This window comes from Mycolicibacterium brisbanense, from assembly GCF_001570425.1.
Taxonomy (GTDB): domain Bacteria; phylum Actinomycetota; class Actinomycetes; order Mycobacteriales; family Mycobacteriaceae; genus Mycobacterium; species Mycobacterium brisbanense.
Genome location: NZ_BCSX01000003.1, coordinates 25,061 through 38,253 on the forward strand (window position 1 = coordinate 25,061; position 13,193 = coordinate 38,253).

Here is a 13,193-nt window from a genome sequence, read left to right on the forward strand (position 1 = left end):
CCACGTGAGCGTGCCCGCGCGCCCGGCGCCGCTGTTCGCCGACATCGACGATGTCGCGCGGCGGCTGGCCGAAACCGGATACCTGCCCGATACCGCCACGGCCACAGCGGTTTTCCTCGCCGACCGGCTCGGCAAGCCACTGCTGGTGGAGGGGCCGGCCGGGGTGGGCAAGACCGAACTGGCCCGCGCGGTCGCGCAGACCACCGGCAGCGAACTGGTGCGGCTCCAGTGCTACGAGGGCGTCGACGAGGCCCGCGCACTTTACGAGTGGAACCACGCCAAGCAGATCCTGCGCATCCAGGCGGGCCAAGGCTCGATTGCCGGCTCCGCCGGCGGTGGCGACTGGGATCAGACCAAGATGGACGTGTTCAGCGAGGAATTCCTGCTGAGCCGCCCGCTGCTGACCGCGATCCGGCGCACCGATCCGACAGTGCTGCTGATCGACGAGACAGACAAGGCCGACATCGAGATCGAAGGCCTGCTGCTGGAGGTGCTGTCCGACTTCGCGGTCACCGTGCCGGAGCTGGGCACCATCACCGCCGAGCGGCCGCCGTTCGTGCTGCTGACCTCCAACGCCACCCGCGAATTGTCCGAGGCGCTCAAGCGTCGTTGCTTGTTCCTGCACATCGACTTTCCCGACGCCGACCTCGAGCGGCGCATCTTGCTGTCCCGGGTCCCGGAACTGCCCGAGCACATCGCCGCCGAACTCGTGCGGATCATCGGAGTGTTGCGGGGCATGCAGCTCAAGAAGCTCCCATCGGTCGCCGAGACCATCGACTGGGGCCGCACCGTCCTGGCCCTCGGACTGGACACCATCGACGACGCGATGATCGCCGCCACGCTCGGCGTGGTGCTCAAACACCAGTCCGATCAGCAGCGAGCCGCCGGGGAGCTGAGGCTCAACTGATGGCCGCTCGCCGGATTCGACCACCGCAGCCGCTGGCCCCCCACGGCCTGCCGGGACATCTCGTCGAGTTCGTCGAAGCCCTGCGCAAGCAAGGCATCTCGGTCGGCCCGTCGGAGACGGTGGATGCGGGCCGGGTGATGACGGTGCTGGGATTGGGGGACCGCGAGGCCCTGCGCGAGGGTATCGCGTGCGCAGTCCTGCGCCGTGCCGACCACCGCGACACCTACGACGCGATGTTCGATCTGTTCTTCCCCGCTGCGCTGGGGGCGCGCACCGTGCTGTCGGACGACGACGCGCCGGACGACCAGCCACACCAGCTGCCGCCGGAGGATGTCGAGGCCATGCGGGCCGCGCTGGTGCAAATGCTTTCCGACAACGAGGATCTGGCCAGCCTCGACGATCGGTTGGCCGCGATGATCGCCCAGATCGTCGAGGCCTACGGCCGGTACACGTCGAGCCGCGGGCCGTCGTACTCGTCGTATCAGGCGCTCAAGGCCATGAGCCTGGACGATCTGGAGGGCCGGCTGCTCGCCGGGCTCCTGGCCCCGTACGGCGACGAGCCAACGCCCACCCAAGAAGAGATCGCCAAAGCGATGGCTGCGCAACGGATCTCACAGCTGCGCAAGATGGTCGAGGCGGAGACCAAACGCCGCACCGCCGAACAGCTGGGCCGCGAGCACGTCCAGATGTACGGTGTGCCGCAGCTCGCCGAGAACGTCGAATTCCTGCGCGCCTCAGGCGAACAGCTGCGCCAGATGCGCAAGACCGTCGCGCCGCTGGCCCGCACCCTGGCGACCCGGCTGGCCGCGCGGCGGCGTCGCTCCCGAGCAGGCGAGATCGACCTGCGCAAGACGCTGCGCAAGTCCATGTCGACCGGCGGCGTGCCGATCGACGTGGTGCTCAAAAAGCCGCACCCCGCCCGGCCCGAACTGGTCGTGCTGTGTGACGTGTCCGGCTCGGTCGCCGGTTTCAGCCACTTCACGCTCATGCTGGTGGCGGCTCTGCGTCAGCAGTTTTCCCGCGTCCGCGTCTTCGCCTTCATCGACACCACCGACGAGGTCACCGAGCTGTTCGGCCCGGAAGCCGACCTGGCGGTCGCGGTGCAACGCATCACCCGGGAGGCCGGCGTGTACACCCGCGACGGGCACTCCGATTACGGGCATGCGTTCGTATCGTTCTTGGAGAAGTTCCCGGGTGTGCTCTCACCGCGCAGTTCGCTGCTGGTGCTCGGAGACGGGCGCAACAACTACCGCAATCCGCAGGCCGACCTGCTGGCGCACATGGTGTCGGCGAGCAGGCACGCGCACTGGCTCAACCCCGAGCCGAGGCACCTGTGGGGCAGCGGGGACTCGGCGGCACCCAAGTACGGCGAGGTGATCACCATGCACGAGTGCCGCTCGGCCAAGCAGCTGGCCTCGGTCATCGACGGGCTGCTGCCGGTCTGAGTCAGCGCCCGGCCGCAGCGGCCGAAAACCGCCATTCATGAGGCCGAACCACCCCTGCCGTAAGCTGGCTGCTCGTGGCAACACGGCGCAGACTGGGTGTGATGGGTGGGACGTTCGATCCCATCCACAACGGGCACCTGGTCGCCGCCAGCGAGGTCGCCGATCTGTTCGACCTGGATGAAGTGGTGTTCGTGCCGACCGGCGAGCCCTGGCAGAAGCATGACCGCCAGGTCAGCGCCGCCGAGGACCGCTACCTCATGACGGTGATCGCCACGGCGTCCAACCCACGGTTCTCGGTGAGCCGGGTCGACATCGACCGGGGCGGCCCCACCTACACCACCGACACGCTGCGTGACCTGAGGAAACTCAACGCCACCAGTGATCTGTACTTCATCACCGGCGCCGATGCCCTGGCGTCGATCCTGTCCTGGCAGAACTGGGAGGACCTCTTTTCGATGGCGAAGTTCGTCGGCGTCAGCCGACCGGGCTATGAGCTCGACGGTAAGCACATCTCGGCAGCCCGTCAGGAGCTCCCACCCGACGCGCTGCAACTCGTGGAGGTGCCCGCGCTGGCGATCTCGTCGAGCGACTGCCGTCAGCGTGCGGAGGCCTCCCGGCCCATCTGGTACCTGGTACCCGACGGGGTGGTGCAGTACGTGGCCAAGCGCGGCCTCTATACCGCGAACCCGAAGAAGGGCCACAACGGAGGGGGAGCCCGATGACCGCCACGGCTGACGCCATCGCGATGGCCGAAGTGGCCGCCCGCGCGGCGGCCGGCAAGCTCGCCGACGACGTCGTGGTGATCGACGTGTCCGGCCAGCTGGTCATCACCGACTGCTTCGTGATCGCCTCGGCGTCCAACGAACGTCAGGTCAATGCCATCGTGGACGAGGTCGAGGAGAAGATGCGGCTCGCGGGATACAAGGCCGCCCGCCGTGAAGGCACCCGCGAAGGGCGCTGGACGCTGCTGGACTACATCGACATCGTCGTGCACATCCAGCATCAGGACGAACGCAATTTCTACGCCCTGGACCGCCTGTGGCGGGACTGCCCGCAGATTCCCGTCGACCTGGATCACCAGGACGCCGCCGAATGAGGTTCCGTCGGCTGCTGCTGCTGCGGCACGGCCAGACCGAGTACAACGCAGGCAGCCGCATGCAGGGCCAGCTCGACACCGAGCTGTCCGATCTCGGGCGCGACCAGGCCGCCGCTGCGGCCGAGGTGCTGGCGAAACGTCAACCGCTGCTGATCGTCTCGTCGGATCTCAAACGCGCGCTCGACACCGCCATGACGCTCGGGGACCGAGCGGGACTTCCGGTGCAGATCGACGAGCGGCTCCGCGAGACACATCTCGGGGACTGGCAGGGTTTGAACCACCTCGAGGTCGATGCCGTGGCACCGGGTGCCCGGGCGATCTGGCGTGATGACGCCCGGTGGGCGCCGCACGGCGGCGAGAGCCGGGTCGACGTCGCCCGGCGCAGTGTCCCGCTGGTTTCGGAAATTGTTGCCACGCAGCATGAGTGGGGACTCGACGAGCCGGAGCGCCCCGTGGTGTTGGTGGCCCACGGCGGGCTCATCGCGGCGCTCACCGCGGGGCTGCTGGGCCTGCCGGTGGACAACTGGCCGGTGCTGGGCGGCATGGGCAACGCCAGCTGGGTGCAGCTGTCCGGGCATTCCGCCGATGATGCGCCTTTCGACGACATCCGGTGGCGACTGGACGTGTGGAACGCGTCCGCGCAGGTGGCCAACGATGTCCTCTGAGCCCACGGGCGGTCGCGCTCAGGGGCGCAGGCCGACGCTGTTGGTGTTCGCGGACTCGCTGTCCTATTTCGGCCCGACGGGTGGGTTGCCGTCGGATGATCCCAGGATCTGGCCCAATCTCGTTGCCGACCAACTCGGTTGGGATCTGGAACTCATCGGTCGCATCGGCTGGACCAGTCGAGATGTGTGGTGGGCGGCCACTCAGGACCCACGGGCCTGGGCGGCGTTGCCGCGGGCCGGCGCGGTGATCTTTGCGACCGGCGGCATGGATTCACTGCCGTCACCGCTGCCGACGGCGCTGCGGGAACTGATCCGCTATGTGCGGCCGGCGTGGCTGCGGCGGTGGGCACGCGACGGTTACGGCTGGTTGCAGCCGCGGTTGTCGCCGATCGCCCGCTCCGCCCTTCCGCCGCACGTCACCGTCGAGTATCTCGAAATGACCCGTAACGCCATCGATTTCAACCGTCCAGGGATTCCGGTGGTGGCGTCTCTGCCCTCGGTGCACATCGCCGAGACCTACGGCAAGGCCCACCACGGCCGGGAGCCGACGGTGCAGGCCATCACGGCATGGGCCGAGGAACACGATGTGCCGTTGGTGGATCTGAAAGCGGCCGTCGCCGACGAGGTTCTCGGTGGGCGCGGCAACCCCGATGGCATTCACTGGAACTTCGAGGCACATCGCGCGGTGGCGGAGTCGATGCTCAAGGCTCTCGCGACAGCGGGTGTCCCACAACAGAATTCCGCTGACTGACGATGGCTGTCGTGGTGGTGACGGACTCGTCGTCGCGGCTGCGGTCCGACCTGCGTGACGATCTGGCGATCCGGCAGGTTCCGCTGCACATCCTCGATGACGGCACCGACCTGCGTGACGGCGTGGACCCGCTCCCGCACGACATCCACGATCGGGCCCGCGTGACCACGGCAGGGGCGTCGCCCGCCGAGCTTGCGGCCACCTACCGGCAGGCGCTGGCCGACAGTGACGGCGATGGCGTTGTCGCGGTGCATATCTCGGCGGCGCTGTCGAGCACCTACAGTTCGGCGGCGTTGGCGGCGCGGGAATTCGGCCATGCGGTGCGGGTGGTCAATTCGCGGTCGGCGGCCATGGGGGTGGGTTTCGTCGCACTCGCCGCGGCCCGCTCGGCCCGCACGGGCGCCGCACTCGACGAGGTCGAGGCGGCGGCTCGCGCCGCAGTGCCACGGGGGCATGCGTTCATCGTCGTACATCGGCTGGACAACCTGCGCCGCAGCGGTCGCCTCGGCACCGCGGCATCCTGGTTGGGTACCGCGCTGTCACTCAATCCGCTGCTGCGGATGGATGTCGACGGTCGCCTGGTGCTTTCGCAGCGCATCCGCACCGTGTCGAAAGCCCATGCCGCACTTGTGGATCAGGTTGTCGAGGTGATCGGAGACCGTCCGGCCGGCATCGCGGTGCACCACGTCGACAATGCCGCAGGCGCCGACGCGATCGGCGTCGCGCTCAGTGAGCGGCTGCCGCAGCTGAAGCCGCCGATGGTGACCGACATGGGCGCGGTGCTCGGCGTGCACGTCGGTGCCGGTGCGGTCGGGGTGTGCGTGTCGCTCGACAATACCGAGTGAACCGTTAGTCTCCACTTACGGTTGACGAGAAAATATCGGTAAGTCTAGACTTACCGATATGGCATCCGCTGCCGCTGTCCTCGATGCACTCGGGGATCACACCCGCCGGTCCATTCTGGAGATTCTCTCGGAGGGGCCGGTTGCAGTCGGGGTGCTGGCAGACCAGCTGCCGGTATCTCGTCCTGCGGTCTCCCAACATCTGCGCGTGCTCAAGGATGCCGAGCTGGTCGTGGAATCGGTGGTCGGCACCCGCAGGCTGTATCGCATCGACCGAGCGGGGTTGACCGTGGTGCGCCGCTACCTCGATCGGTTCTGGGAGACCACGCTCGACAATTTCGCATTGCTGGCAGAAGCCGAGGCCGAGAAGCGACGTGAGGAGAAATGATGGACACCCAATCAGCTGCTGAGCTGGAGGTGACGCGGTCTGTGACCGTGCCGTTGAGCCGCGAGCGAACGTTCGAATTGTTCACCGCCCGGATCGGCGAATATTGGCCACGCGAGCACTCGATCGGCACTGCGCCCCAAGTCGACGTGATACTCGAACCGCACGCCGGTGGCCGGTGGTTCGAGCGTGGCGAAGACGGCAGCGAATGTGACTGGGGCCGAGTCGTGGCGTGGGAGCCGCCGAGCCGGGTGGTCCTGTTGTGGCAACTCGATGCCGACTGGAAGTTCAATCCCGACTTCGAAACCGAAGTCGAGGTGACGTTCACAGCAGTGGAGCCGGGACGCACCCGACTCGATCTGACGCACCGCAACCTGGACCGCTACGGCGAGCGTGCCGGACAGATGCGGTCGGCCTTCGAATCGCCCGATGGTTGGACCGGAATCCTCGACCGTTTCGTCGGTCGCGCCGAGGAGATTGCGGCGCAATAAGTTTCGCTGCAGGTCAGCCCGCGAAGCGTCCTGTCACCGGCGGCAGGTCCTTGAGGGTGAGGATGCCCGGTGCCGCGGCGACCACGGCAGGCACGGCATTGGTCACGGGCAGCGCCGTGTAGATCATGCCCAGCCCGTTGAGACTGACCTCGCTCCAGTCCTTGGAGGGCAGGCAGTACACCACGGTGCGCATGTTGGGGACGCCGAACACTTGGATCACGTGACCGTGCGCCACGGGCTTCGGCGGTGTGACGTGGTTGCCCATGATCCAGTTGAATCCGACGCTGACCACATTCTTCTCGCCGACCCAACCGCGGTGGTAGCCGTACACGCTGGCCACGGTGCCCTTCGGGATCTGCATGAACCCCAGATCGGTGTCATCGGTGGCGGCGGTGAACTGCACGTCGAAGGTGATCCGGTCCAGCTCTGCACCGATGGCGTCGGCCATCATCGCGGCCGACTCGGCGAACACCTCACTCTCGCGGCGCACACTCTCGGCCAAGCCGGGCGTCTGCGGATCCTGCCCGAATCCCATCGCGGCCATCGTTCCTGCGGACTCGTAGACGCCGCAGTCGACCGATTCGGTGATACGGATTTCGTCGACGCGTTCGCACGCGCTGCTGAGCACCATGCCGACCATGTTGGTCAATCCGGGGTGTGCGCCGCTGCCGAATATGGTGGAATTTCCTGCCTCACAGGCCTTTTGGATACGCGCGCGATCTTCAGGCGTGTGCTTTCCGCCGGTGATCCACGCCGCACTCGAGCAGACGTTGATCCCCGATTCCAGCAGCCTCACCAACTCGTCGATGCTCGGCCAGATCGGGTTGTAGCAGCAGGCGTCCGGCTTGAGCGCGATGAGATCGTCGATCGAGTTGGTGGCTTTGATGCCCGTCGGTTGCGGCCATCCGGCGAGCTCGGCGGCGTCGACGCCGACCTTGTCGGCCCCGTACGCGTACACCCCGACCAGCTCCATGTCGTCACGGCCGATGATCGCGTGCAGCGAGCGCCTTCCGATGTTGCCGGTGGTCCACTGGATGACCCGGAGCGGTCGGGGTGTTGCGGTCATGGATCGTCTCCTCGGTGAGTCTGCACTGGTGTAGTAGACACTATCGACGCTGTGTTCACTCGTCGTCGCCCCCGGCAAGATTGCCCTGGCGGCGCGAGCGCGCGCGTCGCACAATCGGATAGAGGTCCACAGTGACGGATCGAGGTCTGATCATGGACATGCTCTATTCCCTCGGCGCGGCCGGCGCCGTCCTTCTGATCCTGCTCTGGGTCGGCGTCAGCAACATCCGCGTGGTCAAGCAGTACGAGCGCGGGGTGGTGTTCCGGTTCGGCCGGGTACAGGATCAGGTCCGTAGTCCCGGGCTGACCATGCTGATCCCGGTCGCCGACCGGCTGCAGAAGGTCAACACGCAGATCATCACCATGCCGGTCCCGGCGCAGGACGGCATCACCCGCGACAACGTGACGGTGCGGGTCGACGCGGTGATCTACTTCAACGTCGTCGACCCGGTGCGCGCGGTGGTCGATGTGCAGGACTACATGTCGGCGATCGGTCAGGTCGCGCAGACGTCGCTGCGGTCGATCATCGGCAAGAGCAATCTGGACGATCTGCTGTCCAACCGCGAACACCTCAACCAGGGTCTGGAACTGCTCATCGACAGTCCCGCGTTGGGCTGGGGCATCCATATCGACCGGGTGGAGATCAAGGACGTGGTACTCCCGGACTCGATGAAGCGCTCGATCGCCCGGCAAGCCGAAGCCGAGCGTGAGCGGCGCGCCCGCGTGATCACCGCCGACGGCGAACTGCAGGCCTCCGAAAAGCTCGCGGCGGCAGCCGATGTGATGGCCGCCGAGCCCGCCGCCCTGCAACTGCGACTGTTGGAGACTGTCGTCGAAGTGGCTGCGGAGAAGAACTCCACCGTGGTGCTGCCGTTCCCGGTTGAACTGCTGCGGTTCCTGGAGCGGGCGACGCCGCCGCACCGGCCCAGTGTGCCCGACGACGCCCGCGGCATCGCGCTCGAAGAGCCGTTGCCCAGCCGGATTTCCGCACCCGGTACTTGAGTGTTGAACCATTGTCCTTCGGCTGCCGTGTCTGGAAGGAGTGTCCGGACCACAACTCTTGGGAGCCGAAGTGTATGCACGTGTCCACTCAGCCGTTCTGTCCACCGTCACCGCCGCATCGATCGGTGCGGTCGCCATCGCCCCGGTGACGCCACCCGCGCAACTCGTGGCGCCCCGCGTCGTCGGTGAGCAGGTCCGGCTCGCGGCCGCCCCGGCGTTCGGTGCCATCCCCATCGCGTTCCTGCAGAACCAGGCGACCTATTGCAGCCTGATCTGTCCGTTCCTGGTCCAGGGCGCGGTGACGGTACCGCTCGGCGTGGTGCAGGCGCCCGTCGCGTTCCTGAATTCCCTGGGCGCCAACGGTTCTCTGACCCGTGCGATCGGAGCGGCGGCCGCGGCGGTGACGGGCCCGGCCAACACGGCGGCCGAGGGCATCATCCTCAACGACGTGTTCCATGTGGTGCCCAAGGCCTTCAACAACCTGGAAGTCACCGTGGTGCAGCTGTCCGACGTCGGGGCGGCGCTGCTCACCCCGGGCCAGTTGCCTGCGGCGATCGACACGGCCCGCCAGACGATCCTGACGGCGCTGCACCAACCGCTGCCGCCACCGGACCCGTCCCAGACCGGCGCCCACACGCTGCCGCAGGTGGTGGCTGTGGAGGCCATCAAGGTCAGTGCCGCGGTCGCCTTCCAGGCCGGTGAGCTGGTGCTGCTCGGTGTCGTACAGACCGCGAACGCCGGTGCGCAGGCGCTGGCCGAGACCGGCAATCCCGTCGCCGCGGTCGAAGCCGCCGCGAACCAGGCCGCCGATGTGGTCCACGTGGCCTCGACCATCGTCAAGGACTCCGTCGACACCGCGGTGACGAACATCCGCGCCGCGGCCGCACACGAGTTCCCGGCAACGCATTCGGTGGGGCTCCCGGTCGCGGCACCGAAGTCGCACGCGTCGCCCGCCGAGGTCGACACGGGCAACGCCGTGAAGCCCGCCAAGCCGCTGACGGCACGTCCCGCGATCGACCGGGTCAACCGCGTGGTCAAATCCGTCGCGGACGTGCAGTCGAAGGCGTTGCACCCCAACACGTCCGATTCGGCGACGGGCCGCAAGGGGCGGCACGCGCGGTAGTTATCCACAAAGCTGAGTTCATCCACAGCCGGCACACTTTCGGGCCCGCGGCGGGCCGATTCGTCCGTGCGCGTACCTACCGTCGTGGCATGTCCACCGAACTGCCCGAGCAGCGGCTGCGTCGCCGGCTGACGCCTGCTGATCCGGTCGCCGATGATCCTGATCCTGAGCCAACCGCCCCGCCGGACAGTGCACTGGCCCGTTGGCTGCCCGACACCCCACCCGACGGACCGTCGGGCTGGCTGGCAGCCGCGCGCGCCGATCCGGGACGAGCCGGGGCCGTGGGACTGGCCGTGGTCGGTGTGTTGGCCGTCCTCGTCACCGTCTTCACCTTGGTGCGGGACAAGCCGCCACCGGTAACTGCGGCGAATCTGCCTCCGGTGCAGATGGTTTCGTCTGCGAGTGCGACACCGAGCGCCGCCGCGGGGCCGGTCGTGGTCAGCGTCGTGGGCCTGGTTCAGAAACCGGGGCTGGTCACCCTGGACGCCGGAGCGCGCATCGCCGACGCCCTCACCGCGGCCGGCGGTCCGCTCGATGGTGCCGATCTGGTCGGGCTGAACATGGCGCGCCGTCTCACCGATGGCGAACAGGTCGTGGTCGGAATCGCTGCACCACCGGGCAGGCCGACCACGATGGGCAGCTCGGTGACCGGCGGCAGCACCGGGGCATCGACCGCGAGCGCGACGCCGGCTGCCGGTCACGGGCCGGCCGGGCCGGTGGATCTCAACACCGCGACCGTCGAGCAGCTCGACGCGTTGCCCGGGGTCGGACCCGTGACGGCGGCCGCCATCGTTGCGTGGCGCGACACGCATGGTCGGTTCGGCAGCGTGGATCAGCTCGGCGAGGTCGACGGGATCGGCCCGGCGCGGCTGGAGAAACTACGGCCGCTGGTCCGCGTGTGACCACCGGTGAACCCGAGGCCGAGATCGACCGGCTGGACCTGCGGTTGCTTCCGGCAGCACTGGCGGCATGGGCCGTGACGGCCACGGGCATCGTGTGGGGCATCGGCGGTTCGGCGCTCGCCGCAGCCGCCGCGACGGGTGTTGTCGCGGTGCTGACCCGGTTCGGCGGTCTGCGATTCGGCGTCGCCGCGGTCCTGGCCGTTGCGGCCACCGGTGCGGGGTTCGCCGTGGCCGTCGGTTTGCGTGTGCACCAGCAGCAGCACCACCCGATCACCGCCCGCTACGGCGGCGCGGCGACCGTGCTCGTCAGCGCCACCGAGACACCGCGGGTCATCGCGGGCGGCCGGCTCATGTTCCGCGGTGCCCTTGCCGAACTGGACGGCCTCCCCGTCGCGGGGCGGGTGCTGGTCTTCGCCTCCGCAGGCGGCTATAGCGAGATGACGGTCGGTCGTCCCGCGCGCTTCCGAGCGGCGATCGGCAGGCCCACCCGGCGTGATCTCACGGTGGCCGTGCTCACCGCGAGCGGGCGGCCGACGCTCGGGCAGGCCTCGGTGGTACAGCGGGCGGCGCAGCGGATCAGGGCCGGGTTCGCCGAGTCTGCCCGGGCCGCCCTGCCCGCAGACCAGGCAGCGATGCTGCCGGCATTGGCGCTGGGGGACACCTCGACCGTGGACGCGCAGACCACCGCTCAGTTTCGGGTTGGAGGGCTGACGCATCTGACGGCGGTGTCGGGAGCCAACGTCACCATCGTGTGCGGTGCACTGCTGCTGAGCGCGGGACTTCTCGGGCCACGGGTGGCGGTCGGCGTTGCGGCGCTCGGCCTGATCGGATTCGTCGTTGTGGTGCAACCGTCTGCCAGTGTCCTGCGTGCGGCGGTGATGGGCGCGGTGACCCTGTTCGCGGTGTTGATCCACCGTCGCAGGCGCGCCATTCCAGCGCTCGCGGCCAGTGTCATCGTGCTGATGGTTGCCGCACCTGAATTGGCCGTCGATGCCGGGTTCGCCCTGTCGGTCGCCGCGACGGCGGGCATCGTGGTGCTCGCACCGCTGTGGACCCGGCGGTTGGCGGCCCGCGGGTGGCCTCGTCCGCTGGCCGCAGCCGTCAGCGTCGCAGCCGTCGCCCAACTGGTCACCGCACCGCTGGTGGCCGGGATCTCGGGCACCTTCAGCCTGGTGGCGGTCGCGGCGAACCTCGCGGTGGCGGCGGTGATCCCGCCCATCACCGTGCTCGGCACCGCGGCCGCGGTGATGGCGACCGTCTGGCCCCCGGCGGCGCAACTGCTGATCCGGTTCACTGGGCCCGAGCTGTGGTGGTTGTTGTCGGTCGCGCGGTGGGCGTCGGCCGTGCCGGGCGCAGCAATACCGACGCCGTCGGGGTGGGCGGGTGTGGCGGTGGTGGCCGCTGGGGGAGTGGCCCTGGTGGGCGCGTGGCGATGGCGTTGGGTGCGCCGGACCGCGGCTGGCCTGGCCATGTGCGCGCTGGCCTGGACGCTGTCGGATGCACTGCAAGCCTGACTGTCAGCCCTGTCGCCCCGGCGTGACACCATCATCGGCGTGAGCCAACAGGCCGAAGGGCTACACCTGGTGCTGGGTGACGAGGAACTGCTTGTCGAGCGTGCTGTCGCGGCAGTCCTGCGTGCTGCGCGCGCGCAGGCGGGAACCGACGACGTGCCGGTGGACCGGATGCGCGCCGGCGAGGTCAGTACGAGCGAGCTGGCCGAGCTGCTCAGTCCGTCGCTGTTCGCCGAGCAGCGCCTCGTGGTGCTCGAATCCGCTGCCGAAGCCGGCAAGGACGCCGTCTCGCTCATCGCCGGTGCCGCCGCCGACCTGCCGCCCGGCACGTCACTGGTGGTCGTGCACTCCGGTGGTGGCCGGGCCAAGGCGCTGGCCGATCAATTGAAAAAGCTTGGGGCGCAAGTGCATCCGTGTGCGCGCATCACCAAGCCGGGGGAGCGGGCGGACTTCGTGCGCCGCGAATTCCGGGATTTACGGGTCAAGGTTTCCGATGACACCGTCAACGCCGTCCTCGATGCGGTTGGGTCGAACATTCGAGAGCTCGCGGCGGTGTGCTCGCAGCTGGTGGCCGATACGGACGGTCAGGTCGACGCTGCCGCGGTCCGTCGCTATCACAGCGGCAAGGCAGAGGTGAAGGGCTTCGACATCGCCGACAAGGCCGTCGTCGGCGACGTGGCAGGCGCCGCGGAGGCGCTGCGGTGGGCGATGCTCGCAGGCGAGCCGCAGGTGGTATTGGCCGATGCGCTGGCCGAGGCGGTGCACACCATCGCCCGGGTGGGCCCGCTGTCGGGAGACCCTTACAAGCTGGCCGGGGAGCTCGGTATGCCGCCGTGGCGGGTGCAGAAGGCCCAGAAGCAGGCGCGGCGATGGTCGCGGGACTCCGTCGCGGAGGCGATGCGGGTGGTGGCCGCGCTCAATGCAGACGTAAAGGGCGCAGCGGCAGATGCCGACTACGCCCTTGAGGCCGCGGTGCGCCGGGTGGCGCAACTCGCGGCGGGGTGAAGC

General features: G+C 68.5%; 15 protein-coding genes. 14 read left to right on the top strand and 1 reads right to left on the bottom strand.

What is annotated here, in order from left to right:
• Positions 1–4 precede the first annotated feature (4 nt).
• The 9 genes from RMCB_RS00785 to RMCB_RS00825 all read left to right on the top strand — a co-directional run bounded on the left by RMCB_RS00785 (position 5) and on the right by RMCB_RS00825 (position 6,582).
• Positions 5–907: an AAA family ATPase gene (locus RMCB_RS00785; RefSeq protein WP_029367291.1), complete on the top strand. Its 903-nt coding sequence runs from the start codon at positions 5–7 to the stop codon at positions 905–907.
• Positions 907–2,352, top strand: a complete 1,446-nt coding sequence (locus RMCB_RS00790; protein WP_062827229.1) for a vWA domain-containing protein — start codon at positions 907–909, stop codon at positions 2,350–2,352. Before RMCB_RS00785 ends, RMCB_RS00790 begins: the two co-directional genes overlap by 1 nt.
• Before the next feature lie 74 nt (positions 2,353–2,426).
• Positions 2,427–3,074, top strand: coding sequence for a nicotinate-nucleotide adenylyltransferase (gene nadD, locus RMCB_RS00795; RefSeq protein WP_072278386.1), 648 nt, complete (start codon positions 2,427–2,429; stop codon positions 3,072–3,074).
• On the top strand, positions 3,071–3,448 hold the full coding sequence (gene rsfS / locus RMCB_RS00800) for a ribosome silencing factor (RefSeq protein ID WP_062827230.1): 378 nt from the start codon (positions 3,071–3,073) through the stop codon (positions 3,446–3,448). The genes nadD and rsfS overlap by 4 nt, the downstream gene beginning before the upstream one ends.
• Positions 3,445–4,113 (top strand): glucosyl-3-phosphoglycerate phosphatase, encoded by a 669-nt coding sequence (gpgP, locus tag RMCB_RS00805; protein WP_062827231.1) that lies wholly within the window; start codon positions 3,445–3,447, stop codon positions 4,111–4,113. Before rsfS ends, gpgP begins: the two co-directional genes overlap by 4 nt.
• On the top strand, positions 4,103–4,864 hold the full coding sequence (octT, locus tag RMCB_RS00810) for a diglucosylglycerate octanoyltransferase (protein ID WP_062827232.1): 762 nt from the start codon (positions 4,103–4,105) through the stop codon (positions 4,862–4,864). Before gpgP ends, octT begins: the two co-directional genes overlap by 11 nt.
• A gap of 2 nt (positions 4,865–4,866) precedes the next feature.
• Positions 4,867–5,709, top strand: a complete 843-nt coding sequence (locus RMCB_RS00815; protein ID WP_062827233.1) for a DegV family protein — start codon at positions 4,867–4,869, stop codon at positions 5,707–5,709.
• Between the two features lie 58 nt (positions 5,710–5,767).
• A complete protein-coding gene (locus RMCB_RS00820) occupies positions 5,768–6,094 on the top strand; it encodes an ArsR/SmtB family transcription factor (RefSeq protein WP_062827234.1) in 327 nt (108 codons plus the stop codon).
• Positions 6,094–6,582, top strand: a complete 489-nt coding sequence (locus tag RMCB_RS00825) for an SRPBCC family protein (RefSeq protein ID WP_062827235.1) — start codon at positions 6,094–6,096, stop codon at positions 6,580–6,582. Before RMCB_RS00820 ends, RMCB_RS00825 begins: the two co-directional genes overlap by 1 nt.
• A gap of 13 nt (positions 6,583–6,595) precedes the next feature.
• On the opposite strand, the gene RMCB_RS00830 is transcribed toward RMCB_RS00825, so the two are convergent.
• Positions 6,596–7,648, bottom strand: a complete 1,053-nt coding sequence (locus tag RMCB_RS00830) for an NAD(P)H-dependent amine dehydrogenase family protein (protein ID WP_062827236.1) — start codon at positions 7,646–7,648, stop codon at positions 6,596–6,598.
• A 152-nt stretch (positions 7,649–7,800) separates the two neighbouring features.
• Here RMCB_RS00830 and RMCB_RS00835 point away from each other — a divergent pair, with 152 nt between their 5' ends.
• The 5 genes from RMCB_RS00835 (at position 7,801) to holA (ending at position 13,190) form a co-directional block, all read left to right on the top strand.
• Positions 7,801–8,649 carry an SPFH domain-containing protein gene (locus tag RMCB_RS00835; RefSeq protein ID WP_062827237.1) on the top strand — a complete coding sequence of 283 codons (849 nt, stop codon included), beginning with the start codon at positions 7,801–7,803 and terminating at the stop codon, positions 8,647–8,649.
• A 70-nt stretch (positions 8,650–8,719) separates the two neighbouring features.
• A complete protein-coding gene (locus RMCB_RS00840; protein WP_062827238.1) occupies positions 8,720–9,772 on the top strand; it encodes a hypothetical protein in 1,053 nt (350 codons plus the stop codon).
• An 89-nt stretch (positions 9,773–9,861) separates the two neighbouring features.
• Positions 9,862–10,674 (top strand): ComEA family DNA-binding protein, encoded by an 813-nt coding sequence (locus RMCB_RS00845; protein WP_062827239.1) that lies wholly within the window; start codon positions 9,862–9,864, stop codon positions 10,672–10,674.
• Positions 10,671–12,188, top strand: coding sequence for a ComEC/Rec2 family competence protein (locus RMCB_RS00850; protein ID WP_062827240.1), 1,518 nt, complete (start codon positions 10,671–10,673; stop codon positions 12,186–12,188). Before RMCB_RS00845 ends, RMCB_RS00850 begins: the two co-directional genes overlap by 4 nt.
• Before the next feature lie 39 nt (positions 12,189–12,227).
• Complete coding sequence (gene holA, locus RMCB_RS00855; RefSeq protein WP_201028207.1) at positions 12,228–13,190, top strand: DNA polymerase III subunit delta; 963 nt, start codon at positions 12,228–12,230, stop codon at positions 13,188–13,190.
• Positions 13,191–13,193: the final 3 nt, after the last annotated feature.

Bases quoted from the DNA above. Each gene is read 5' to 3' on its own strand.
- gpgP (WP_062827231.1), top strand. From the start codon at position 3,445: ATGAGGTTCCGTCGGCTGCTGCTGCTGCGGCACGGCCAGACCGAGTAC.
- RMCB_RS00790 (WP_062827229.1), top strand. From the start codon at position 907: ATGGCCGCTCGCCGGATTCGACCACCGCAGCCGCTGGCCCCCCACGGC.
- RMCB_RS00835 (WP_062827237.1), top strand. From the start codon at position 7,801: ATGGACATGCTCTATTCCCTCGGCGCGGCCGGCGCCGTCCTTCTGATC.
- octT (WP_062827232.1), top strand. From the start codon at position 4,103: ATGTCCTCTGAGCCCACGGGCGGTCGCGCTCAGGGGCGCAGGCCGACG.
- RMCB_RS00845 (WP_062827239.1), top strand. From the start codon at position 9,862: ATGTCCACCGAACTGCCCGAGCAGCGGCTGCGTCGCCGGCTGACGCCT.
- RMCB_RS00830 (WP_062827236.1), bottom strand. From the start codon at position 7,648: ATGACCGCAACACCCCGACCGCTCCGGGTCATCCAGTGGACCACCGGC.
- RMCB_RS00820 (WP_062827234.1), top strand. From the start codon at position 5,768: ATGGCATCCGCTGCCGCTGTCCTCGATGCACTCGGGGATCACACCCGC.
- RMCB_RS00825 (WP_062827235.1), top strand. From the start codon at position 6,094: ATGGACACCCAATCAGCTGCTGAGCTGGAGGTGACGCGGTCTGTGACC.
- RMCB_RS00815 (WP_062827233.1), top strand. From the start codon at position 4,867: ATGGCTGTCGTGGTGGTGACGGACTCGTCGTCGCGGCTGCGGTCCGAC.
- rsfS (WP_062827230.1), top strand. From the start codon at position 3,071: ATGACCGCCACGGCTGACGCCATCGCGATGGCCGAAGTGGCCGCCCGC.